General features: G+C 38.7%; 20 protein-coding genes and 1 pseudogene. 20 read left to right on the top strand and 1 reads right to left on the bottom strand.

All coding sequences use genetic code 11. The features are described 5' to 3' along the window. Window positions 1–149: 149 nt before the first annotated feature. The 11 genes and pseudogenes from aroC to KSHG_RS15910 all read left to right on the top strand — a co-directional run bounded on the left by aroC (window position 150) and on the right by KSHG_RS15910 (window position 10,888). Entirely contained in the window at window positions 150–1,331 is a 1,182-nt protein-coding gene (aroC, locus tag KSHG_RS02040; protein WP_010301090.1) for a chorismate synthase, read from the top strand. Between the two features lie 3 nt (window positions 1,332–1,334). Further along, on the top strand, window positions 1,335–2,423 hold the full coding sequence (gene aroB / locus KSHG_RS02035) for a 3-dehydroquinate synthase (protein ID WP_010301086.1): 1,089 nt from the start codon (window positions 1,335–1,337) through the stop codon (window positions 2,421–2,423). Further along, window positions 2,420–2,785 (top strand): chorismate mutase, encoded by a 366-nt coding sequence (aroH, locus tag KSHG_RS02030; RefSeq protein WP_010301084.1) that lies wholly within the window; start codon window positions 2,420–2,422, stop codon window positions 2,783–2,785. The genes aroB and aroH overlap by 4 nt, the downstream gene beginning before the upstream one ends. Window positions 2,786–2,804: 19 nt before the next feature. Beyond that, the gene (gene hisC, locus KSHG_RS02025) at window positions 2,805–3,908 is read left to right on the top strand and encodes a histidinol-phosphate transaminase (RefSeq protein WP_010301081.1); all 1,104 of its coding nucleotides are present in this window, start codon (window positions 2,805–2,807) and stop codon (window positions 3,906–3,908) included. Then, window positions 3,905–5,002, top strand: coding sequence for a prephenate dehydrogenase (locus KSHG_RS02020; RefSeq protein WP_010301079.1), 1,098 nt, complete (start codon window positions 3,905–3,907; stop codon window positions 5,000–5,002). The genes hisC and KSHG_RS02020 overlap by 4 nt, the downstream gene beginning before the upstream one ends. Window positions 5,003–5,017: 15 nt before the next feature. Next, complete coding sequence (aroA, locus tag KSHG_RS02015) at window positions 5,018–6,304, top strand: 3-phosphoshikimate 1-carboxyvinyltransferase (protein ID WP_010301076.1); 1,287 nt, start codon at window positions 5,018–5,020, stop codon at window positions 6,302–6,304. Between the two features lie 122 nt (window positions 6,305–6,426). Beyond that, the gene (locus KSHG_RS02010; protein WP_010301073.1) at window positions 6,427–7,686 is read left to right on the top strand and encodes a tetratricopeptide repeat protein; all 1,260 of its coding nucleotides are present in this window, start codon (window positions 6,427–6,429) and stop codon (window positions 7,684–7,686) included. 28 nt (window positions 7,687–7,714) lie between these two features. Next, a complete protein-coding gene (locus tag KSHG_RS02005) occupies window positions 7,715–8,263 on the top strand; it encodes a ReoY family proteolytic degradation factor (protein WP_010301070.1) in 549 nt (182 codons plus the stop codon). 126 nt (window positions 8,264–8,389) lie between these two features. After that, complete coding sequence (locus KSHG_RS02000) at window positions 8,390–8,977, top strand: DUF1405 domain-containing protein (protein WP_010301067.1); 588 nt, start codon at window positions 8,390–8,392, stop codon at window positions 8,975–8,977. 54 nt (window positions 8,978–9,031) lie between these two features. Beyond that, on the top strand, window positions 9,032–9,724 hold the full coding sequence (locus KSHG_RS01995) for a zinc metallopeptidase (RefSeq protein ID WP_010301065.1): 693 nt from the start codon (window positions 9,032–9,034) through the stop codon (window positions 9,722–9,724). 412 nt (window positions 9,725–10,136) lie between these two features. Further along, window positions 10,137–10,888, top strand: a pseudogene (locus KSHG_RS15910) (C40 family peptidase). 467 nt (window positions 10,889–11,355) lie between these two features. Here KSHG_RS15910 and KSHG_RS01980 read toward each other — a convergent pair. Further along, window positions 11,356–12,213: a YitT family protein gene (locus KSHG_RS01980; protein WP_010301055.1), complete on the bottom strand. Its 858-nt coding sequence runs from the start codon at window positions 12,211–12,213 to the stop codon at window positions 11,356–11,358. Window positions 12,214–12,428: 215 nt separating this feature from the next. Here KSHG_RS01980 and dapB point away from each other — a divergent pair, with 215 nt between their 5' ends. From dapB to KSHG_RS18465, 9 genes are all read left to right on the top strand, one after another. After that, window positions 12,429–13,226: a 4-hydroxy-tetrahydrodipicolinate reductase gene (gene dapB, locus KSHG_RS01975; RefSeq protein ID WP_010301054.1), complete on the top strand. Its 798-nt coding sequence runs from the start codon at window positions 12,429–12,431 to the stop codon at window positions 13,224–13,226. A 15-nt stretch (window positions 13,227–13,241) separates the two neighbouring features. Then, window positions 13,242–13,661, top strand: coding sequence for a methylglyoxal synthase (gene mgsA / locus KSHG_RS01970; RefSeq protein ID WP_010301050.1), 420 nt, complete (start codon window positions 13,242–13,244; stop codon window positions 13,659–13,661). A 98-nt stretch (window positions 13,662–13,759) separates the two neighbouring features. Continuing rightward, complete coding sequence (bshA, locus tag KSHG_RS01965) at window positions 13,760–14,902, top strand: N-acetyl-alpha-D-glucosaminyl L-malate synthase BshA (protein ID WP_026022481.1); 1,143 nt, start codon at window positions 13,760–13,762, stop codon at window positions 14,900–14,902. Beyond that, entirely contained in the window at window positions 14,889–16,052 is a 1,164-nt protein-coding gene (locus KSHG_RS01960; protein WP_010301043.1) for a CCA tRNA nucleotidyltransferase, read from the top strand. The genes bshA and KSHG_RS01960 overlap by 14 nt, the downstream gene beginning before the upstream one ends. Then, on the top strand, window positions 16,036–17,019 hold the full coding sequence (locus KSHG_RS01955; protein ID WP_010301040.1) for a biotin--[acetyl-CoA-carboxylase] ligase: 984 nt from the start codon (window positions 16,036–16,038) through the stop codon (window positions 17,017–17,019). Before KSHG_RS01960 ends, KSHG_RS01955 begins: the two co-directional genes overlap by 17 nt. A 236-nt stretch (window positions 17,020–17,255) precedes the next feature. Further along, the gene (gene dinG, locus KSHG_RS01950) at window positions 17,256–20,039 is read left to right on the top strand and encodes an ATP-dependent DNA helicase DinG (RefSeq protein WP_010301038.1); all 2,784 of its coding nucleotides are present in this window, start codon (window positions 17,256–17,258) and stop codon (window positions 20,037–20,039) included. A gap of 40 nt (window positions 20,040–20,079) precedes the next feature. Continuing rightward, window positions 20,080–20,565 carry a cell wall elongation regulator TseB-like domain-containing protein gene (locus KSHG_RS01945; RefSeq protein ID WP_010301036.1) on the top strand — a complete coding sequence of 162 codons (486 nt, stop codon included), beginning with the start codon at window positions 20,080–20,082 and terminating at the stop codon, window positions 20,563–20,565. A gap of 111 nt (window positions 20,566–20,676) precedes the next feature. Further along, complete coding sequence (gene asnS, locus KSHG_RS01940) at window positions 20,677–21,969, top strand: asparagine--tRNA ligase (protein WP_010301034.1); 1,293 nt, start codon at window positions 20,677–20,679, stop codon at window positions 21,967–21,969. Between the two features lie 251 nt (window positions 21,970–22,220). After that, on the top strand, window positions 22,221–22,577 hold a 357-nt coding region (locus KSHG_RS18465), incomplete at its 3' end, for a helix-turn-helix domain-containing protein (protein WP_042231311.1).

Raw genomic sequence — 22,577 nt, 5'->3', positions numbered from 1 at the left:
TTACTTTTCTGAAGTAATGAACAATAATAGTAAATTATTAAAAATTTCAGTTTATTTATGTGTATAATAATAAATAACAATGTATTTTTCGGAAAATATGTTATAGTGAAAAACATATAATTTAACGCGTTGAAGGGAGAAAGTATCAAATGAGATATTTAACAGCAGGCGAGTCACATGGACCGCAATTAACAACGATTATTGAGGGGCTTCCTTCATTGTTACCGCTACAAGCAGAACAAATTAATCATCAATTGAAAAGACGCCAAGGGGGACATGGTCGTGGTCGTCGTATGCAAATTGAAACAGATACAGTTAAGATTACATCAGGTGTTCGTCACGGACAAACGCTCGGTTCACCGATTGCGTTAGTCGTTACGAACGATGATTGGACACATTGGACGAAAATTATGGGTGCTGAACCACTTCCAGAAGATATTGATCCAACAGAAGTGAAGCGTCAAATTACACGTCCACGCCCTGGACATGCCGATTTAGTCGGAGGCATTAAATACGGTCACCGTGATTTACGAAACATCTTAGAACGCTCGTCAGCTCGTGAAACGACGGTACGTGTTGCGACAGGTGCTGTTGCAAAAGTTCTTTTAGAACAACTTGGAATCCGCGTTGTTGGACACGTAACAGAAATTGGTGGCGTCGTAGCGAACGCACAAACAACGGAAGGAAAAACAGTCGAAGAAATTCGTACAATTATTGAAGAAGATGCTTGCTACTGTGCAGATGCACAAGCTTCTGAAAAAATGGTTGAAGCGATTGATGCAGCGAAAAAAGCCGGTGATTCAATTGGCGGTATCGTAGAAGTTATCGTGGAAGGTATGCCTGCAGGTGTAGGTTCATACGTACATTATGACCGTAAATTAGATGGTAAATTAGCGCAAGCGATGCTATCGATTAACGCATTTAAAGGTGTTGAATTCGGTATTGGATTTGATGCGGCACACGTACCTGGTTCTCAAGTTCATGATGAAATTATTTGGGATGAAGAAAAAGGCTATACGCGTCGTACGAACCGCTTAGGTGGTTTAGAAGGCGGTATGTCAACGGGTATGCCGATTGTCGTACGTGGCGTGATGAAACCAATTCCGACATTATACAAACCACTACAATCTGTTGATATTGAAACGAAAGAACCGTTTAAAGCGAGTGTAGAACGAAGTGATGCTTGTGCTGTACCAGCAGCTTCTGTCGTAGCAGAAAATGTGATTGCATTTGAAATTGCAAAAGCGATTTTAGATCAATTCCATGCGGATCAACTACCACAATTACAAAAACAAATTGAAGAAATGCGTCAAGTAGCGAAGGAGTTTTAACAAATGATTATTCCAATAGAGACGCCTTCACATTCATACGAGGTATCGATTGGGGAGCGTCATTTGACTGAAGCACTTCAGTCTATTAAAGAAAAAATAGAACATGCAGATCAATTAATCATGTTAACCGATGAAAATGTTTGGCACTATCATCAAGATTATTTTGAAAAAAATTTTCCATTTGAACATCAAGTGCATGTGATGCCGGCAGGTGAGGCATGTAAAACATTTGAAAATTATATGAATGTCCAAACGTATTTACTAGAGCAAAAAGCAACGCGTAAAACGATGTTATTTGCTTTGGGTGGCGGGGCAGTCGGGGATTTAGTTGGCTTTGTAGCAGCAAGTTATATGAGGGGCATCCCATTCGTACAAATTCCGACGACGATTTTAGCGCATGATTCAGCAGTTGGTGGGAAAACAGCGATTAATCATCCACTCGGTAAAAATATGATCGGTGCATTTTATCAACCACAAGCTGTTTTGTATGACATTCACTTTTTAACGACATTGCCGAAACGAGAAGTGCGTTCGGGTATGGCTGAAACAGTGAAACATGCATTAATCTCAAATGACGAGTGGCTTTCACAATTGCTCGCTCATACGGTGTACGATTTTAAAGGGCACGTATTAGAAAGTCATTTAGAAAAAGGAATTCAAGTGAAAGCATCCATCGTAAAACGTGACGAAGAAGAACATTCGGTACGTAAGTTTTTAAACTTCGGTCACACGTATGGACATGCCATTGAGGCAGCATCTGGATTTGGGAAAGTGGCACACGGTGAAGCGGTGATGATTGGGATTATTTATGCGCTATTACTCAGTGAAAATTACGGAGAATTAGATCATAGTTTCACGAAAAAAATGCTCACTTTTGCACGTCAAAGTGATTATCCATTTGAAGCCGTTTCGAATTTTACATTCGATGAATTATTAACGTATATGATGAAAGATAAAAAAGTTGAATTCGGTCAACTTCAATTCGTCTTACTAAGACGCGTAGGAGAACCGTTCGTTCAAACGATTTCGGCAGACGAGGCACGTGAAACAGATGTACGTTTACGTCGATTATTACAGGAGGTGACGCAATGATTCGAGGAATTCGTGGTGCGATTACGATCAAGCAAAATGATGCAGATGAAATTTTAGTTGAAACGACGAAGCTTTTACAAGCTATTATTGAAGCGAATAATGTGACTGCCGATAGCGTATCTTCTGTTATTGCTACGACGACGCCAGATATTACGAGTGCTTTCCCAGCACGCGCCGTTCGTACTTACGAAGGTTGGGATTACGTTCCGGTTATGTGCATGCATGAAATGGACGTAGAAGGGGCACTTCCACTTTGTATTCGCTTAATGGTACATGTTGAAACTGACGTGAGTCAAAAAGAAATACAACATATTTATTTGAACGATGCAGTGAAATTAAGACCTGATTTAGTGAATAAATAAGATAAAGAGGCGATTTTTGATGAAATGGAAAGAAACGATTAAAGGACTAAAAGCATACGAACCGGGGAAACCGATTGAAGCGGTAAAAAAAGAATTTGGCTTAACTGAAATTACAAAACTAGCTTCGAATGAAAATCCACTTGGCTGTTCTCCAAAAGTAGCCGCATTTTTACGTGAAAATGATTTTAATTTTGCACTTTATCCAGATGGTTATGCACAAACGATGCGTACAGCTGTTGCGAACCATGTGGGCATTTCAGAAAAAGAAGTATTATTCGGCAATGGTTCAGATGAAATCATTAGTATCATTAGCCGCTCTTTATTATCGCCAGACACGAATACCGTTATGGCAAGCCCTACTTTTTCACAATATAAATTAAATGCTGTGATTGAAGGGGCAGAAGTTCGCGAAATTCCATTAAACGAAAAACGCGAGCACGATTTAGATGCAATGTTCGATGCCATTGATGAAAAAACAGCAGTCGTTTGGGTATGTAGTCCGAACAATCCAACAGGCGGTGTGACACCGAACGCTGCGATTGAACGTTTTTTAGAAAAAGTACCGAACGATGTATTAGTCGTACTCGATGAAGCGTATATCGAATACGTAACAGATCCTACATATCAAGACACATTGCCACTATTCAAAAAGCATGAAAATGTTTTATTAATGCGTACGTTCTCGAAAGCATATGGTTTAGCCGCTTTCCGTGTTGGTTATGCGATTGGTCAACAGTCTCTTTTATCAAAATTAGAGCCTGTTCGTGCACCATTTAACAACACAGTCATTTCACAAGCGATTATTCCAATTGCACTTGAAGATCAAACGTATATTGAAAAATGTCGTCAAATTAATGATGAAGGTAGAAAACAGTATGTTGCCTTCTGTGAGAAACATCAATTAGATTACTACCCAAGTAACACGAACTTTATCTTATTCGAAATTAAAGCAGATAGTAATGAAGTATTCCAAGAGTTAATGACACGTGGCTACATCGTACGTAGCGGTGCGGCACTTGGTGTACCGAATTATTTACGTGTGACGATTGGGACAGCCGAACAAAATGCAGGATTACTTGCACAACTTGAAGAGATTTTAGCGTCGAAAGGCGTACTCGTTTGAGACAAAAAATCCTAATCGTAGGGCTCGGATTAATAGGTGGCTCGATTGCACTCGCTCTACAAAAATCATCACAAAATGTGGTGGTCGGTTTTGATACGAATGAAAATACTCTTCAAAGTGCAAAAGTGTTAGGTGTCGTACATGAAACGACGACAAATCCAGAAGAAGCGATTCAACAAGTTGATATTTGTATTTTTGCAACACCTGTGAATGCAACGCTACAATGGATGGAACGTTTGAAAACGTGGAAAGTCCCATCTCATTTAATCGTATCGGACACGGGAAGTACAAAAGGATTAATTATGCAAAAAGCTGCTGAACTACGTGCGCAAGGTATTACGTTCATCGGAGGGCATCCGATGGCAGGCTCGCATAAAAGTGGTATTCTTGCTGCAAAGCCTATTTTGTTTGAAAATGCGTATTATATGCTAACGCCACTTGCTAGTGAAGCGGAGCAAAAAGTGGCACAATTGTACGATTTATTGAAATTGACGAATGCTAAATTGATGGTCGTGAATGCGAATGAACATGACCATATGACATCGATTGTTTCGCATTTTCCACATATTATTGCCGCATCGCTCGTGCATCAATTGTCAGATGAAAACGCAGTGAATCCACTAACGAAACAGCTGGCTGCAGGTGGTTATCGTGATATGACGCGCATTGCTGCTTCTAATCCACAAATGTGGAGCGATATCGTACAACAAAATAAATCACATATTTTAGAACAACTACATCGCTGGCAACGTGAGATGAATCGTGTAGAACAAATTATTGAACGAGATAGCGAAGTAGAAATTAAAGCTTTTTTTGCAAACGCAAAAGAGTTTCGAGATGAGCTACCTTTAACGAAAGGTGCGATGTTCTCTACGTACGATTTATACGTAGACGTACCTGACCATCCGGGTAGTATTGCCGAAATAACAGCTTATTTAGCTGAAGATCAAATTAGTATTACGAATATTCGTATCGTCGAAACGCGTGAAGACGTTTTTGGTATTTTAGTTATTAGTTTTAGCTGTGAAGAAGATCGAACACGTGCTGTAAATTGTTTGCAGCAGCATAGCTCTTACGAATTTTACATTGCATAAGTAGGAGGAAATAAAATGACATCCAAAACATTACAATTTAAACGTCCGGCTTTACACGGTGACATCACAGTGCCTGGTGATAAATCTATTTCTCACCGTTCTGTTATGTTCGGAGCAATTGCGAAAGGTGAAACGACGATTGAAGGTTTTTTACTCGGGGATGATTGTTTAAGTACGATTGATTGTTTCCGTAAACTCGGCGTCGACATTGCGCTTGATGGAACGAATGTAACCGTCAAAAGTGCTGGCATGCATGCGTGGGAAGAACCGAAGGACATTTTATATACAGGAAATTCGGGAACGACGACGCGCTTAATGTTAGGGGTATTAGCCGGTTCAAACGTGCATGCTATTTTAAATGGAGACGCTTCAATTGGTAAACGCCCGATGAAACGTGTTATTCAGCCATTACGTGAAATGAACGCACACATTACAGGACGAGCAGACGGGCAATATACACCACTCGCTGTTCAAGGGAAAAAATTAACACCGATTGATTATAAAATGCCGGTAGCGAGTGCACAAGTGAAGTCGGCGATTTTGTTAGCAGGATTGAATGCAGAAGGAACGACGATTGTTCGAGAAGAAGAGGCATCTCGTGACCATACGGAACGGATGCTTCGTCAGTTCGGTGCACAGATTGAAGTAAAAGACGGTGTTATTTCTTTCGAAGGAGGCCAGCAACTAACGGCGACTCATGTTTCTGTGCCAGGAGATATTTCATCGGCAGCCTTTTTCCTAGTAGCGGGTGCGCTTGCACAAAATAGTACAATTACGCTTCGAAATGTTGGATTGAACCCGACGCGTACAGGTATTATTGAAGCACTTGAAGCGATGGGGGCAAACTTAACGATTACGATTGATGATGAGAATGCAGCAGAGCCAACGGGAACAATTGTCGTGAAAAATGCACCGTTAAAAGGAACGACAATCGGCGGCGCAGTCATTCCACGATTGATTGATGAAATTCCGATTATTGCCTTACTTGCGACGCAAGCAGAAGGAACGACGATTATTCAAAATGCAGAAGAATTAAAAGTGAAAGAAACGAATCGAATTGATGCGGTCGTTGCGGAGTTAACGAAATTAGGTGCATCAATTCAGCCGACAGACGATGGCATGATTATCGAAGGACCGACACCTTTACGAGGCGCGTTACTTCATACGTATGGCGATCATCGGATTGGTATGATGGGTGCGATTGCAGCGCTTTTAACAGAAGAGGCGGTTACGTTAGATGATGCAGATTGCATCGCCGTATCGTATCCGACGTTTTTCAACGATTTAAATGCGTTAATGTAATGAGAAGGGAGGCAGTGAATCCGCTGTACTCCCTTCTTTTTTCAATGCATTTTTCTTGTACATTATAAAGTTGTCATGTAGGATAAAAGAATGACAAATTTCGTAGAATCAGGTGAAGAATAATGAACACGCAACAACCGATTATTGACGCTATTCACAATGGCGATTTACACGCATTACATCATGCGATTGAAGATTTACTCGTATCTGCCGATGCAAACGAGCAATATGAAATGTCCGACTATTTAATGAATTTTGGATATATGAAACAAGCAGATGAAATTTATGCACATTTAGTTTACTTATTCCCAAATGAAGCACAGTTGAAAATCGACCGCGCGACCGTTTTAATGGAACTAGAACAAGAAGATGAAGCGTTAGAATTATTAATGGATGTTCCAACTACTGCTGATGAGTACCCACAAGCTTTATTAGCGCTTGCGGATTACTATCAAATGCAAGGTTTATATGAAGTGGCAGAACGACAAATTAATGTAGCACTTGATTTATTACCGAAAGAGCCATTACTTTTATTCGCTAAAGCCGAGTTAATGATGGAAATGGGACGTTTATCAGAAGCGGCACGACTTTATGAAGAAGTGTATGCGACTGAAAAAGAAGTTGCGGGTATTCGTATTATCGAACGTTTAGCAGAAGTACACCGCCAAGCGGGCTCTTACGAAGAAGCATTGCATTATTATGGACATGCATTAAAAGACACAACATCCCCAGATTTATTGTTTGGTGCTGCATATTCTGCGTTCCAATCAGAACAATATGAACAAGCCATTCGTCATTTAGAAGACTTAAAAGTATTTGATCCAGACTACTTTGCTGCGTATTTATTATTAGCCGAAAGCTATGCGATGCAAGAAAATAATAAAAAAGCGTTGGAAGTAATTAAAGAGGGTATTACTAGGGATGAATATGATAAAGAATTGTATTTATTCGCTGGGAAAATGGCGATTAAAAATAATAAACCGGAAGATGCAGAAGCATTCCTTCGTCAAGCAATTGCTTTAGATCCAGAATATATGGAAGCGGTATTAACACTCGTTTCGATGTTATCGACGAAAGAGCGTGACGAAGAAATTATTGAAATCGTTGAAGGGTTACACAAAGACGACTTTGATTGGTCTACACTTTCAACATTTGCTGCAGAATCGTATGACCGTTTAGAACAGTACGAGGAAGCGGGCAAACATTATACGATTGCCTATCGCGATCATGATGAGGATGTAGATTTCTTAGAAAAATACGTTTACTTCCTATTAGAAGATGGTCAACACGCAAAAGCATTAGAAATAGCGAAAAAATTAAATGTATTGCAACCAGAAGAACAACAGTGGATTGATTTGATAAGTCGCTTCGAAACACTGTAAGACATTTTATTGGAGGGTGTGAAGTACTATGGAAACATCGATTTCAAATAAAGATAAAAAGCAATTCATTCGATGGTTTTTAAAACGATATGATTTGAAAAGAAGAGAATGTGTATGGATTTTAAATTACATCGTAGGAGATGACGCAATCTTAAGCCACGTTCATTTCGTAGAAGATGCTCATTTTTGTCCGAGAGCGCTCGTCATTTCTACGACTGAATCTGATGGCATTCCATTTCGTTTTTATAAAGGAAATGTTGTAACGGCAGATCCTGAAAAATCATTTCATGATTTACGAATGAATGCGGAAGAAGATGTATTTATCCAATTAAACTTCCCGAAACAGCCTCCGACGGAATTATATATGTCCGTATTGGAAGAAAATCCTTTTATTCCGACGTATATGCAAATTTCTTCAGAAGATAAAAAAATTGCACATCAAATTTTATCGGAAAGTGTATATACTTTCCAACATGATAAACTCGTTGCAGAAATTGATGCGGCACTTGATGCAGGAGATAAAGAAACATTCATGACGTTGACGACTTTATTGAACGACTTGCAAGCGAAAGCGTAAAGTAGCGCATATAAACTTTAAGAGAGAAGAGTACTTCATTTTGATTAGAAGTACTCTTTTTTTATAAAAAGACATCGTTCTTACACTTATTCGTACCATATAATAGTAAAGAAGGGAGGGGAAAATGTGCAACACATTAAAAATTTGTTATTTGCAAAATGGTTTTTAATTATTCTTTTAATGATTAATATTGGAGGATCGATTTACGGGTACATATGGTATAGCTGGCAATTGGAACAAACGGCTTGGTACTATTGGCCGTTCGTACCAGATAGTCCGAACGCCACGCTCTTTTTTAGCATTGCAATTATCGGATGGCTTTTCAAGCGTCATTTCAGATTGTTTGAAGCGCTCGCTTTCGTCACGAATATTAAATACGGTCTTTGGGCGGTTTGTATGAATGGTTTAGCCATTTACCAATTAGGTGGAGATGTCGACCCGAGTGCTTATATGCTCATCGCCAGTCATTTCTTAATGGCATTGCAAGCAGTGCTATACGTGTCGAAATATGATTTTAACTGGTTCCACATTTGCATTACAGCCGTAATCGCCGTACATAATGAAATGATGGATTACGTATTTGACCAAATGCCTATTTATAGTATGCTCAATGAATTTAAACCACAAATTGGGTATTTTACGTTTTGGTTATCGATTATGTGCATCGCATTAGCGATTTATGTTTATCGCCGGAGGTTATTAGTTGCGAGGTAGTGCAAATCCCTTATACAATAGGGATAACATAGAAATAAAGGAGGGAGAACAACTTTGTCAATCGGTTTAATGATTATTTATTTTGTCGTGTTATTACTCTTGCCAATTTATGCGCAACGAAAAGTCATGTCAACGTATAAAAAATATTCAGAAGTAGCTTCGACATCCAATATGTCGGGTGCACAAGTTGCCCGTCGTATTTTAGATATGAATGGTTTGGAAGATGTACGAGTAGAACGCGTAGAAGGTGTATTATCAGATCACTACGATCCATCTGATCGCGTCGTTCGCTTATCAGCTTCAAACTATGATTATGCTTCTGTAGCAGGTACGGCGGTTGCGGCCCATGAATGTGGTCACGCAATCCAACATAAAGAAGCGTACACGTTTTTAACGTTACGTTCTAAGTTAGTACCAGCTGCAAATATTTCATCCAATGCTTCATGGATCTTTATTATGATTGGGATGATTGCAACAATCAAACCACTTATGCTCGTAGGGATTGTTTTATTAGCAATTGGTGTGCTTTTCCAAGTCGTTACATTACCAGTTGAGTTTGACGCTTCGAAACGAGCGATGAACCAAGTCGTCACACTAGGTATTATTCGTAACGAGGAAGAACCAGCAGCTAAAAAAGTATTAACAGCAGCGGCTCTTACATACGTCGCAGCTGCAGCAACTGCTGTCATGGAGTTATTACGTTTAATTTTGATGTATACAGGATTAGGTGGCAATAACAACGATTAAGCAAGTTTCAAAAAGGTTCGAAATCAATTATGATTTCGAATCTTTTTTGTTGGCAACGTATTTATGACATCTTTTTGTAATAAACTAACTAATTTTGTAGGAAAGTATACGCTGAAAGAGGCAAATTGGAAGTAATACTACATAAAAAAATAAATAGATAGGATTGAATACATTTTTTTAACATGAAATAAATTAGTGGAATTGCTCGAAAGAACATCAATCTTCTTTTAATCGAAAATATTTAATAAAAAATGCTATAAAATGTTCCATTGAATTGATTTGTATTATTTTTGTTACATGATTGTCATTGAATTGACCACATATCGTATTGTTTATTGGTTAATATAGAAAATAGTTAAGAAACAACTTACAAAGAAATTAAAAAATACATACTAAATATAAAAATAAATTGATGAATGGAGAACAATACATGACTTTTACAAATTTTAAAGCGAAGACGGCTGCGATCGCAGCAGCATTAACAATTGGATTTACAGGTGTTGCTACTACAGCTGTTTCACTACCAGGAGCTTCTTCTTTAGAAGCAAAAGCAGCAACAACAGTTAAATATAAAGCAACGAAATATGTATACTCAAGTGATGGTACTTTGAATATGCGTAAATCATACTCAGTTAAATCTAAAAAAGTCCAAACTTTAAAAAATGGTAAAAAAGTAAGTGTTACGAAAAAACGTTCAGTAAACGGAACGGTTTGGATGTATGCGAAAGTAAATGGCAAAAGTGGCTGGATGAACAGTAAATATTTAGTAGCTAAAAAGAAAACGGTGAAAAAAGTATCGAATTCACTTAGCTCAACAATTGCATATGGTGAAAAATTCTTAGGAACCCCATACGTATGGGGTGGTACAAGACCTTCAGGATTTGACTGTTCAGGGTTCACTGGTTATGTTTACAAAAATGCATTAGGCAAAACTTTACCACGTACTTCAGGTGCACAATATGCATCATCTAAAAAATTTCTAAATCATCATTACAAGTGGGCGATTTAGTGTTCTTTAATACATCAGGTGGCGGTGTGTCACACGTAGCAATTTATGCAGGTAATAATAAATTACTTCATGCTGCAGGTAAAAAAGTAAAATACTCAAATCTTTATGACGGTTATTGGAACAAACGTATTGTAGGTTACGGTACTTTCCGCTAAAATCGTACGTAATTGAATGGAGGCATAAAGAAAAATTTTAGCCTCTACTAGAGAAAGTGATGTCGAATTTGACATCACTTTCTTTATTTTTACGTGCAATTATAGAATTAACTTTCTTGTATTGCGTCTTTTTTTAAATTTGTTTCCATGAGAACGAAGCCCATTTCATTTTTCACTTTTGACGAGATAGCAGACAGGAAAGGCACAATCATTTTTAAATTTAGCGGCAATATAAGTTGATTCATTTTATAATTTTTGATAGAAGTGTTGTTCGGAGATGAAAGTCGTGCATGCGGAAAGTGTCGACTGGAATGAAGAACAACGGTTGCCTAGTGACAAAAAAGACATTCACGATTTGAATAATATCGTGAATGTCTTTTCATATTGACTAAGATTTTTTCCTAGCCTTAATTTTTATTCATATTCTATAAAAAAGTCCGGAATCGTTATAGATTTCGGACTTTCTTTTAATGAATTGGTTTCTTTTGTGCATCTAATGTGAAGCCTTCACCAGCGACATCATGTACTTCGGAAATGGACATAAATGCTTCTGGATCGACGCTATTAACGATTGATTTTAATTTAAAAAGTTCATTTTTAGATACGACGCAGTAAACGACGCGTTTTTCTTCTCGTGTGTAGTAACCATTACCGTGTAATAATGTAACACCACGATCGAGTTGTTTGGCGATTTTTGCTGAGATTTCTTCGTAATGGGGTGAGATAATAAACGCACCACGTGCAGCGTATGCACCTTCTTGGACGAAATCGATAACACGTGCACAAACAAATACGAAAACGAGCGTATAAATCGTCGTACGTGTGTTTAAATACGTTAGCATAGAAAGGACGATGACGATACCATCAATTAATAGAAGTGTTTTCCCCATGCCCCAACCTAAATATTTATGTGCGACACGTGCGATAATATCGGCGCCACCTGTCGTACCGCCAAAGCGGAAGACGATTCCGAGACCGCCACCTAAAAAGGCACCAGCTAGTAATGTAACGAGTAACATATCGTTGTGTAAATCAATGTGGAAAGTGAAGTGTTGGAATATTTTAATAAATATAGAAACAGATACTGTTCCGATAATTGTGTAAATAAATGATCGGCGACCGAGTACTTTCCATCCGATTAAAAACATCGGGATGTTTAAAAGGATGTTCATTAATGCAGGGTCTAAATTGAAAACGAAATATAAAATTAAGGTAACGCCGGTAAGACCACCTTCACCAAGTTCGTTTTCCATATTGAAGTTGACAAGACCGAATGAATACAAGGCTGCCCCTACCATGATGAATAAAATGTTTTTAAGTTTCAAACGTTTCCCCTCCTCGAATGGGTCTAATGTTTATTTTGTTGTAATTCATACACGATAACATAAAATTTTGGTAAACTATGTGTAAGTCCGTATGAAAGCAAGCTCATAAGTCTATATTATCGTTGATTTAACTATAAAAAACAACCTTAATTGCACGGCACTTTAAGTGATGAATGTTTATACAAAGGGTATACATATAACTGGAGGAATGAAACATGACAATTCGAGTAGCAATCGCAGGTCCACGAGGTAAAATGGGGAAAGAAGCTGTACATACTGTAATGAAAGCTGAAAATATGGAGCTTGTTGCGGTATTAGACCATCGTGAAATCGCTTCTAATTTAGTAGACTATCAAGAATTTCCAGAGCAATATGACGTGCGAGTTTATACAAATTTAAACACGTTAATTGAAGAAATGAAACCAGAAGTATTCGTTGATTTAACGACACCGAAAGCAGTTTATGCACATACGAAAACATTGCTACAATATAAAGTACGTCCAGTCATCGGTACGACAGGTTTTACAGATGAACAATTAGAGGAAGTAACGCAACTGGCACGTGAAAACGAAACAGGGGCGATTATTGCACCGAACTTCGCGGTAGGGGCTGTATTGATGATGAAATTCGCAGCGGAGGCAGCGAAATACATGCCAGACGTTGAAATTATCGAATTACATCATGACCAAAAATTAGATGCACCTTCCGGAACTGGTGTAAAGACAGCGCAACTTATAGCAGCTAACCGTCCAGCACATAAGCAAGGGCATCCAGATGAACACGAAACGATTCCGGGTTCTCGTGGTGGCGACATCGACGGTATGCGCATTCATAGCGTACGCCTACAAGGGCTCGTAGCACATCAAGAAGTATTGTTCGGTGGCGAAGGTCAAATGTTGACGATTCGTCACGACTCATACAATCGTCAGTCGTTTATGTCCGGTGTAAAACTATGTATTGAAAAAGTAGTCACATTAGATACGCTTGTATACGGTTTAGAAAATTTACTTTAATGAGGGGACTTTCCGATGAAAATTGCTTTAATTGCACACGATAAAAAGAAAAAAGATATCGTTCAATTTTCAATAGCCTATGAAAATATATTAAAAGAGCATGAACTTTATGCGACAGGTACGACAGGTCAAAAAATTATGGAAGCGACAGAGCTTAAGATTACACGTTTCCGCTCAGGTCCACTCGGTGGCGATCAGCAAATTGGTGCGATGATCGCCGTAAATGATATGGATTTAGTATTATTTTTCAGAGACCCGTTAACGTCGCAACCGCATGAGCCGGATATTTCAGCATTGATGCGTTTATGTGACGTCTATCAAGTACCGCTCGCAACGAATATGGGAACGGCTGAAGTTTTACTTAAAGGATTGGAACAAGGATTCATTGATTGGCGATTGTTGGCAGAGCGTCGTACTGCCTCTCAAACGAATTAATATGGTACTGTTAAAAGAGGCATGTGTTGCGTTATTTGCAAACACGGCCTCTTTTCATGATAAAATAGCAACAATGAGAAGTAGAAAGGGTTGGTCGGATGAGAAAATTAAAAATAGGGATTACATGTTATCCGACGGTTGGGGGTTCTGGTGTCATGGCAACGGAACTCGGAAAAATGTTAGCTGAAAAAGGGCATGAAATACATTTTATTACGTCGAGCATGCCATTTCGTTTAAATAAAGTGTATCCAAATATTTTTTTTCACGAAGTAGAAGTGAATAATTATTCAGTTTTTCAATATCCTCCGTATGATTTAGCATTAGCAAGTAAAATTGCGGACGTTATTAAAGAGGAAGAGTTAGACGTATTGCATATGCATTATGCGATTCCACATGCGGTATGTGGCGTGTTAGCACGTGATATGTGCGGCTGTGAAATCGGAATTGTTACGACATTGCACGGAACAGATATTACCGTTTTAGGATACGATTCATTACTGCAAACAGCGATTAAATATGGTATTGAAAAATCAGATGTCGTGACGGCTGTATCGGATTCATTAAAGGCACAAACGTACGAATTGATCGATACGAAGAAACCGATTGAAACGGTGTATAATTTCGTCGATGAGCGCGAATATTATAAACGTGATAATGATGAATTGAAAAAAGGTTTCGGCATTCAAGAACATGAAAAAGTCGTCATTCACGTTTCAAATTTTAGAAAAGTGAAACACGTACCAGATGTCGTTGAAACATTTTTAAAAATTCGTGAAGAAGTACCGTCAAAACTTTTACTCGTTGGAGATGGGCCGGAAAAGCATGAAGTGATGCAACGTGTGAAAGAAAGTGCCTTCGCAGACGATATTTTATTTTTAGGCAGACAAGAAAATTTAGCAGAGTTGTATTCTATTAGTGACTTGAAATTATTAATGTCTGAAAAAGAAGCATTCGGTCTCGTTTTATTAGAAGCGATGTCTTGTGGTGTACCGGGGATTGGCACGAATATCGGTGGTATTCCAGAGGTCATTGTGGAAGGTGAGAACGGTTATATCGTTGAACTAGGCGATACGGAAAAAGCAGCGAAGTATGCGATTTCTTTATTAAAAGATGATGAAAAATTACGTGCCTTTAGTAAGATGGCCATTCAACATGCACATGACCAATTCCGTTCAGAAAAAATCGTTTCACAATACGAAGCGCTTTATGAAAAGGTGGCAAAAAAGCATGATCATTCATGAGTTTGAAGCGGCTTTTGAGTTAATGAAAAAGCTATCAGACGAAGGATTTGATGCAGTCGTTGTAGGTGGTGCTGTACGTGATACGCTACTCGGTGCGCCTGTACATGATGTGGATGTGGCGACGAGCGCGAAACCTGAACAGATGAAACAAGTTTTCAAAAAGACGGTAGATATCGGAATTGAACATGGCACGATTTTAGTGTTAGATGCGAAAGAGCCAGTTGAAGTGACGACATATCGTACAGAAGGAACGTACGTGGATCATCGTCGCCCGGATCAAGTTAATTTTGTGACGGATTTAGCAGAAGATTTGAAACGTCGAGATTTTACGATTAATGCGATGGCACTGCGTTTAAACAATGAGGTCGTTGATTTATTTGGTGGGCAACAAGATTTAAAAGCTAAAAAAATTCGTGCAGTAGGAATTGCGAGCGAGCGATTTCAAGAAGATGCGCTTCGTATGCTTCGGGCTGTTCGTTTTAGTGCCAAATTGAACTTTACAATTGAAGAGGAAACGTTACGTGCGATGACAGTACACGCTTCGGATCTACAATTTATCGCCATGGAGCGTATTAAAGCAGAATTTGATCAAATTGTTAGAAGTGCGCACCCGTACGTCGGATTTAAGCAATTAAAGGAGACGACATTAGCAGCGTACGTACCCGGCAATTTTGAAAAAATAGAGCAGTGGAAATCGTTCAGCGCTTCGTCTACTGAAGTGGGATGGGCAATGTTTAGTTATCTTGAAAATGATCCAAATCTCGTTAAAGCTTATCGTGGTTCGAATAAAGAATCACAATTTGTGCAACATGTTTTACGTGCGATTGAATTATTGCATGAACCGATAGAAAATCGCTCTTTATTCGATATAGAACAAGCGGTTTGGCAAGCAGCTGTAATGATTTACAATCACGTAGAACACGGGGAGATTTCTATCGAGGAGATCGTTCAAAGAAAACGAGCATTGCCAATTGCTTCAAAACAACAACTCGCTGTGACCGGGAAACATTTGTTAGAATGGACAGGTCAAAAAGGTGGGCCGTGGTTAAAACAAGCATTAGATCAGTTAGTGACGGACATTTTAGAAGGCCGTGTACAAAATGAAGAACAACACATAAAAGGGTGGGTTGAACGTGAGTGCAGATTTTAAACTAGAAGTGCTAAAAAGATTACAAGGAGCTGCCGGAGAACCTTTATCCGGGCAGCAACTTGCAGATACGTTAGCGATTTCTCGTACTGCTATTTGGAAGCATATGAATCAGCTAAAAGAAGAAGGCTATGTCATTGAAACAATTCGAAAAAAGGGGTACGTATTAAAAAAGATGCCGGACATTATCGACGTAGCTAAAATTAAAGCGTCCCTTCAAACGACTTCATTTGGTCATAATATTCACTACGAAGAGCAACTAGCGTCTACACAGCCTGTTGCTCATCAATTGGCACAAGAAGGAGCTGCAGAAGGAACTGTCGTTATTTGTGAACAGCAAACAGCTGGCAAAGGACGTATGCTACGTCCTTGGGTATCTGAAAAAGGAAAAGGGATTTGGATGAGCGTTATTTTACGCCCAGATGTTCCTACATACAAAGCACCTCAGTTTACACTCGTTGCGGCAGTTGCTGTTGCAAAGGCGATTGAAGATGTAGTAGACGTTCGACCTGAAATCAAATGGCCGAATGATCTGCTTATTAATGGGTACAAATGTACCGGTATTTTAACGGAAATGCAGGCGGAACCAGATCGTGTGAACGCATTAATTATGGGCATCGGTATTAATGTAAATCATACGATGGACGATTTCCCAGAAGAATTGCAAACGATTGCGACGTCTTTACAAATGATTACACAAAAAGAAATTGACCGTGCGACGTTGATTGCCCGTATTTTACTATATTTAGAACAGTATAGTGCAACGTATGTTGCAGAAGGTTTTACGCACATTAAACGAGAATGGGAAAATTATTCTTGTACGCTCGGGAATCGTATTCGTGTGACGACGTTGCGTGAGCAATTTGTCGGCGAAGCGATTGAAATTTCAGAAGAAGGTATTTTGTCTGTTCGTCTAGATGATGGCGAAGTAAAGCGCGTCTACTCAGCAGATATTACGCTTGAATCATAGTTTATTTAGTAGCATTTGGCTGTTGTGTATACGTAACGGCCGAATGCTTTTTTGATTGTAAAGAGAAACGCATATGCCACGGAATGAAGATGTTATTTTGAGTAGCACTTTACTTGAAGTAGATTTTTCGTCAGACAAGCATTGTAGGTGAGGAGAAACATCTTATATTTGTAGGTGGTTATAGGCGATATGTGATAAAATCGTCTTATATTAAGAACGGAAAGTGTGAAGTAAATATGGAAAGTCAAACTTACGCCATTGTCGACATTGAAACGACAGGGCATTCTTCTAAACAAGGGGACCGTATAATTCAACTCGCTATCGTCTTTATGAAAGATTGGCAAGTTGTTGATACGTATACGACCTTCGTTAACCCAGAACAAAAAATTCCTATTTTTATCGAAGATTTAACACATATTTCAAATGAAGACGTAGCAGATGCTAAGCCATTTCATGAACTCGCGTATGAAGTGTATGAAAAGCTTCAAGGTACGGTATTTGTTGCGCATAATATTGATTTTGACTTACCATTTTTACAAGCGGAATTTGAAAGATGCCGTCTGCCTAAATGGCAAGGGAAATGTTTAGATACAGTAGAACTCGCAAAAATTTTATTCCCGACTTCTTACAGTTATAAGCTGCAAGATTTAGCGATGGATTTGGGTATTTTACATGAACAAGCACATCGTGCAGATGATGATGCATTGGCGACCGCGTATTTATTAAAAGCATGTTATGAAAAATTGTTACAACTCCCACAGCACGTAGTCGAGCAATTACATCGTCGTTCATTCCAAGTGAAAACCGATCTTTCCTCATTCTTATTCGAAATTATTCGTCTTAAACGATTAAAAGTGTCAGACGAGACAGGGTACAGGATGTATCGAGAAATTCAATTGAAAAAGCAACCGAAAATGAAAAAAACAGCTCCTGCGCGTATGCTCGTTTATCCAGAAACGCTCGAAGCAAAAAAAGAATTATTTTCACATGCTTTTCAACAATTTGAAATTCGTGAAAGTCAGTTCCAAATGATGGATGCGGTATGGGCTTCTTTAAATAAGCGACATGAAGTGCTCGTAGAAGCTTCTACAGGAATTGGAAAAACGCTCGCTTATTTAATTCCCGCTTTAATTTATGCACAGCAAACAGGTAAAAAAGTAGTCATTAGTACGTATACGACACATTTACAAACACAACTTTTAAAAGAAGAACTGCCAAAAGCAGAACGCATTTTGAAGTTGTCAGCGAATGCGACAATTATGCAAGGGATGAGCCATTACATTGATTTGGACCGTTTTAGCGATTTTATGGCAATGAAAGATGAATCATTCGATGAAAACTTCGCTAAAATGCAATTTACGACATGGCTGGCAGAAACAGAAACAGGCGATTTAAGTGAATTAAACTTATCAGGTGGCGGGCATTTATTTTTAGAAAAAGTACGTCGAACGGATACGTCTAAAGATACGCGTAGAAAAGGGGCATTTGATTTTTATTTACGCGCAATGGATCGTTGCCGAAATGCCGATTTAATCGTGACGAATCATGCGATGGTCGTGGCGGATTTACAACGCCAGAAACCGATTTTGAAAGAAATTGACGGTTGGATTATCGATGAAGCACATCAAATGATTCAAGCAGCGATGGTACGGGAAGAGACCATTTTTAACTACCGACAATGGAAATACGTTTTCGGTCAATTAGGTTCGATGTCGCACCAATCGATTGAACATCCATGGTTTGTTGAAATGCGTAAAGTGGCACATAATGAACGCCAATTTATCGAGTGTGAGATGGCTTATCGCAAAATGCTTCAACTTTTCGAACGGACGTTGTCAGATATGACGAAGCCATTGAACTTACCTAAAAATGTCACGCGTTCAATGAAATATACATTTTCTTTTGAAAATGTTCAAATTGGGCAACCTTTATTGACGAAAGTCAGTCAACAAATTGATGCTTTCTTATCAATTGCAAATTATGTAACGGAAACGACGCTTGCTCAAATGGATGAACTAGCACCTTCTATGAAGGCGTTAGTCGAAGATTGGCATTACGTTCTACATCAACTCGTAGAAAAAAATAAAGAATGGCAACAGCTGTTTTTACAAAATCGTCGTTCTGATACGATGTGGTTAGAGTTAGATGCAAGAAGCCTGCCAGGTAGTATCCAAATTATGAAAAAACCGATTAGTATTAAAAAAACGGTCATGCATGTCTTTAATAAGTTTAGACATCAAATGGGAATTGTTTGGGCGTCTGGTACATTAACAGCACCGAAAAATCCTCGTTTTATTGCGGAACAATTAGGCGTGTCACCGAGTGTCCCTCTGTATCAGTTCCAAGCACCTAAATCTTATTATGAAGGGGCGCAAGTGTATATCGTAGACGATATGCCGGACATCCAAAGTGTGCCGCAAGCGATTTATATTGAGCATGTCGCACAAGCAATCGTTGAGACAGTACTCGCGACAAATGGACGTTGTTTCGTTTTATTCACATCGCAAGATATGTTGAAAAAGACCGTGCTCTTAATTCAAGAAACGGAACAGTTAGAACAATTCATGTTGTTTGCGCAAGGCGTATCGTCTGGTAGTCGTATGAAGCTATTGAAAATGTTCCAAAAATTTGATCATTCCGTTTTATTCGGTACGAATTCATTTTGGGAAGGAGTCGACGTTCCAGGAGATGCTTTATCTGCTGTCATTGTCGTGCGCTTACCATTTACTTCACCAGATGAACCCGTATTTAAGGCGAAGGCAGATGCAATCCAAGCAAGAGGATTGAATTCTTTCTATAAATTATCGCTACCAGAAGCGATTTTACGCTTTAAGCAAGGTTTCGGCCGATTAATCCGATCTTCACACGATAAAGGTGCTTTCATCGTCTTAGATAGACGAATTGAAACGAAATCATACGGACCACAATTTATAGAAGCGCTACCGAACGTGCAAGTGGAAAAAGTTCCATTAGAGCATATGGTGTTACAATTGGAAGATTGGTATAATGAAGAAGCATAAGCAATAACAAGAACTTACAACAAAATGATAAGGTGATAAGATGAAAAATTGGTTAAAATTTTTATCCATCTTTTTCGTATGCCTGGCGTTTGTATTAGTCGTTATTATTGGCTGGAGTGCCTACGCACCTTTCCATAGTGTTGAAAAACAGGCGGAACGTGCTGTTCTAGCAAACAAACAACTAACGTCAGTGTCTGATTCTTATACGTACCATGGCCATTCATCTTACGTGACGGTCATTGGTGAGGACAAAAACAAGCAGAAAACAGCCGTATTTGTTTTACAAGATGATATGAATCAAAAAGCTTCGACGATTCACTTAAAAGGTGGAACGACTGAAAAAGAAGCGATTGCGATTGCGAAAAAGAATGATCCCAATATGAAACGTGTGTTACACGTGAAATTAGGTCTTGAAAAACCTGGTGCTGTTTGGGAAGTAACGTATACAACGAAAAATGATCTCGTTAATTATGTTTACATTATGTATGACACAGGTGAATGGTGGAAACGTATTACGAATATTTAATGTAGATACAAAAATTTACGTCTTTTTTATCAAAAAGGACGTTTTTTTTCAGTGAATTGTATATAATAAGAATGAGTTACTATTTAGCAAATTGCTATAATGGAGGATACTATGACTAAAATTATGATTTCAGACATGCCTAAACATGTCGGTGAAACAGTAACAATTGGCGCTTGGTTATTTAACAAACGTTCAAGCGGCAAAATCGCCTTTTTACAATTACGTGATGGTTCAGGCTTCGTGCAAGGTGTCGTTGTGAAAGCAAATGACGAAGAAGTATTTGCAGTAGCAAAAGGTATGCACCAAGAAACATCTATGTACGTAACAGGTGAAGTAACGGAAGATACACGTTCTTCATTCGGTTATGAATTACAAGTAACAGGTATTGAAGTAATTAGTGAATCTCACGATTACCCAATTACACCAAAAGAACACGGTGTAGAATTTTTAATGGACAACCGTCACTTATGGTTACGTTCTAAAAAACAACATGCGAACATGGTCGTTCGTAACGAAATTATTCGTGCAACTTACGAATTCTTTAACGATAACGGCTTTAAAAAAGTAGACCCACCGATTCTTACAGGTTCTGCACCAGAAGGAACATCTGAATTATTCCATACGAAATATTTCGATCAAGATGCTTATCTTTCTCAATCGGGACAACTGTACATGGAAGCGGCTGCGATGGCACTTGGTAAAGTGTTCTCATTCGGTCCAACTTTCCGTGCCGAAAAATCTAAAACACGTCGTCACTTAATCGAGTTTTGGATGATCGAGCCAGAAATGGCATTCGTAGAACATGATGAATCGTTAGAAGTACAAGAACAATACGTTTCTCACGTTGTACAATCTGCACTTAAAAACTGTAAATTAGAATTAGAAATTCTTGGACGTGACACATCGAAACTTGAAAAAGTAAAAGCGCCATTCCCACGTATTTCTTATGATGATGCGATTGAATTCTTACACAAAGAAGGATTCGACGATATCGTTTGGGGCGATGACTTCGGTTCACCTCATGAAACAGCGATTGCAAATCATTTTGATTTACCAGTATTCATTACGTGTTATCCTAAAGGTATCAAACCATTCTACATGCAACCACACCCAGACCGTGATGACGTCGTGCTTTGCGCAGACTTAATCGCACCAGAAGGTTACGGTGAAATCATCGGTGGTTCTGAACGTATTTGGGATCATAAATTAATGAAAGAACAAATCGAAGCAGCTGGTTTAGATCCAGAAGCATACGCTTGGTATTTACAACTACGCGAATTCGGTTCTGTCCCTCACTCAGGATTTGGTCTTGGTTTAGAACGTACAGTTGCTTGGATTACAGGCGCTGAACACGTTCGTGAAACTATTCCATTCCCACGTTTATTAAACCGTATTTATCCTTAGTTTCTAAGTGATTCATACGTCAATATTGAAAGTTTATATGGCATGAAAATCCAGACCATTTTGATGCCATCTTGCCCAACAGACCGGGCAGGATCTTTACAACAGTCGAAAGAGTCGTATTTATATAAATACGGCTCTTTTTTAATTCACAAAAAGCTATTTTCCGTAGTAGCGAATATAAGAATAGTAGTGTTATAATGAGCATTGAACGTCTGAATGAAGACAAAAAACATTTTATTGGGGGAGTCAATTTGAGCGAACAACAACAAAGACTCCAAACTTGGATTGAGCGTGGGAACGTCTCTGTTTCACAGCTCTTTTTTCAATATTACAAACAACTTAATATTAGCGATGTTGATGCGATGCTCATTATGCATCTACAAGCTTTTCATGATGAAAAAGAATTATTCCCGACACCAATCAAAATTGCGGAACGAATGAATTTATCAGCAGATGCCATTTCGGCAACGATGCAACGCTTAATGCAAGCTGGGTTTATTGAAATTGTTCAAAATATTTCAGATGGTGTGTTGTATGAACATATTAATTTGATGCCACTTTGGAATCGTATTTTAGATTGCATGATGTCAGAGAAGCAAGAAGCAGCG

Source organism: Kurthia senegalensis, from assembly GCF_000285595.1.
Taxonomy (GTDB): Bacteria; Bacillota; Bacilli; order Bacillales_A; family Planococcaceae; genus Kurthia; species Kurthia senegalensis.
Note: the sequence above shows the minus strand (reverse complement) of the source record. Positions and strands in the feature narration are given on the sequence as shown.

What these genes read in the sequence shown, in the direction of transcription:
- dapB (WP_010301054.1), top strand. Translation starts at nt 12,429, where the DNA reads ATGACAATTCGAGTAGCAATCGCAGGTCCACGAGGTAAAATGGGGAAA.
- KSHG_RS02010 (WP_010301073.1), top strand. Translation starts at nt 6,427, where the DNA reads ATGAACACGCAACAACCGATTATTGACGCTATTCACAATGGCGATTTA.
- aroB (WP_010301086.1), top strand. Translation starts at nt 1,335, where the DNA reads ATGATTATTCCAATAGAGACGCCTTCACATTCATACGAGGTATCGATT.
- mgsA (WP_010301050.1), top strand. Translation starts at nt 13,242, where the DNA reads ATGAAAATTGCTTTAATTGCACACGATAAAAAGAAAAAAGATATCGTT.
- KSHG_RS01945 (WP_010301036.1), top strand. Translation starts at nt 20,080, where the DNA reads ATGAAAAATTGGTTAAAATTTTTATCCATCTTTTTCGTATGCCTGGCG.
- KSHG_RS01960 (WP_010301043.1), top strand. Translation starts at nt 14,889, where the DNA reads ATGATCATTCATGAGTTTGAAGCGGCTTTTGAGTTAATGAAAAAGCTA.
- aroA (WP_010301076.1), top strand. Translation starts at nt 5,018, where the DNA reads ATGACATCCAAAACATTACAATTTAAACGTCCGGCTTTACACGGTGAC.
- bshA (WP_026022481.1), top strand. Translation starts at nt 13,760, where the DNA reads ATGAGAAAATTAAAAATAGGGATTACATGTTATCCGACGGTTGGGGGT.
- hisC (WP_010301081.1), top strand. Translation starts at nt 2,805, where the DNA reads ATGAAATGGAAAGAAACGATTAAAGGACTAAAAGCATACGAACCGGGG.
- dinG (WP_010301038.1), top strand. Translation starts at nt 17,256, where the DNA reads ATGGAAAGTCAAACTTACGCCATTGTCGACATTGAAACGACAGGGCAT.
- asnS (WP_010301034.1), top strand. Translation starts at nt 20,677, where the DNA reads ATGACTAAAATTATGATTTCAGACATGCCTAAACATGTCGGTGAAACA.
- KSHG_RS02005 (WP_010301070.1), top strand. Translation starts at nt 7,715, where the DNA reads ATGGAAACATCGATTTCAAATAAAGATAAAAAGCAATTCATTCGATGG.
- aroH (WP_010301084.1), top strand. Translation starts at nt 2,420, where the DNA reads ATGATTCGAGGAATTCGTGGTGCGATTACGATCAAGCAAAATGATGCA.
- aroC (WP_010301090.1), top strand. Translation starts at nt 150, where the DNA reads ATGAGATATTTAACAGCAGGCGAGTCACATGGACCGCAATTAACAACG.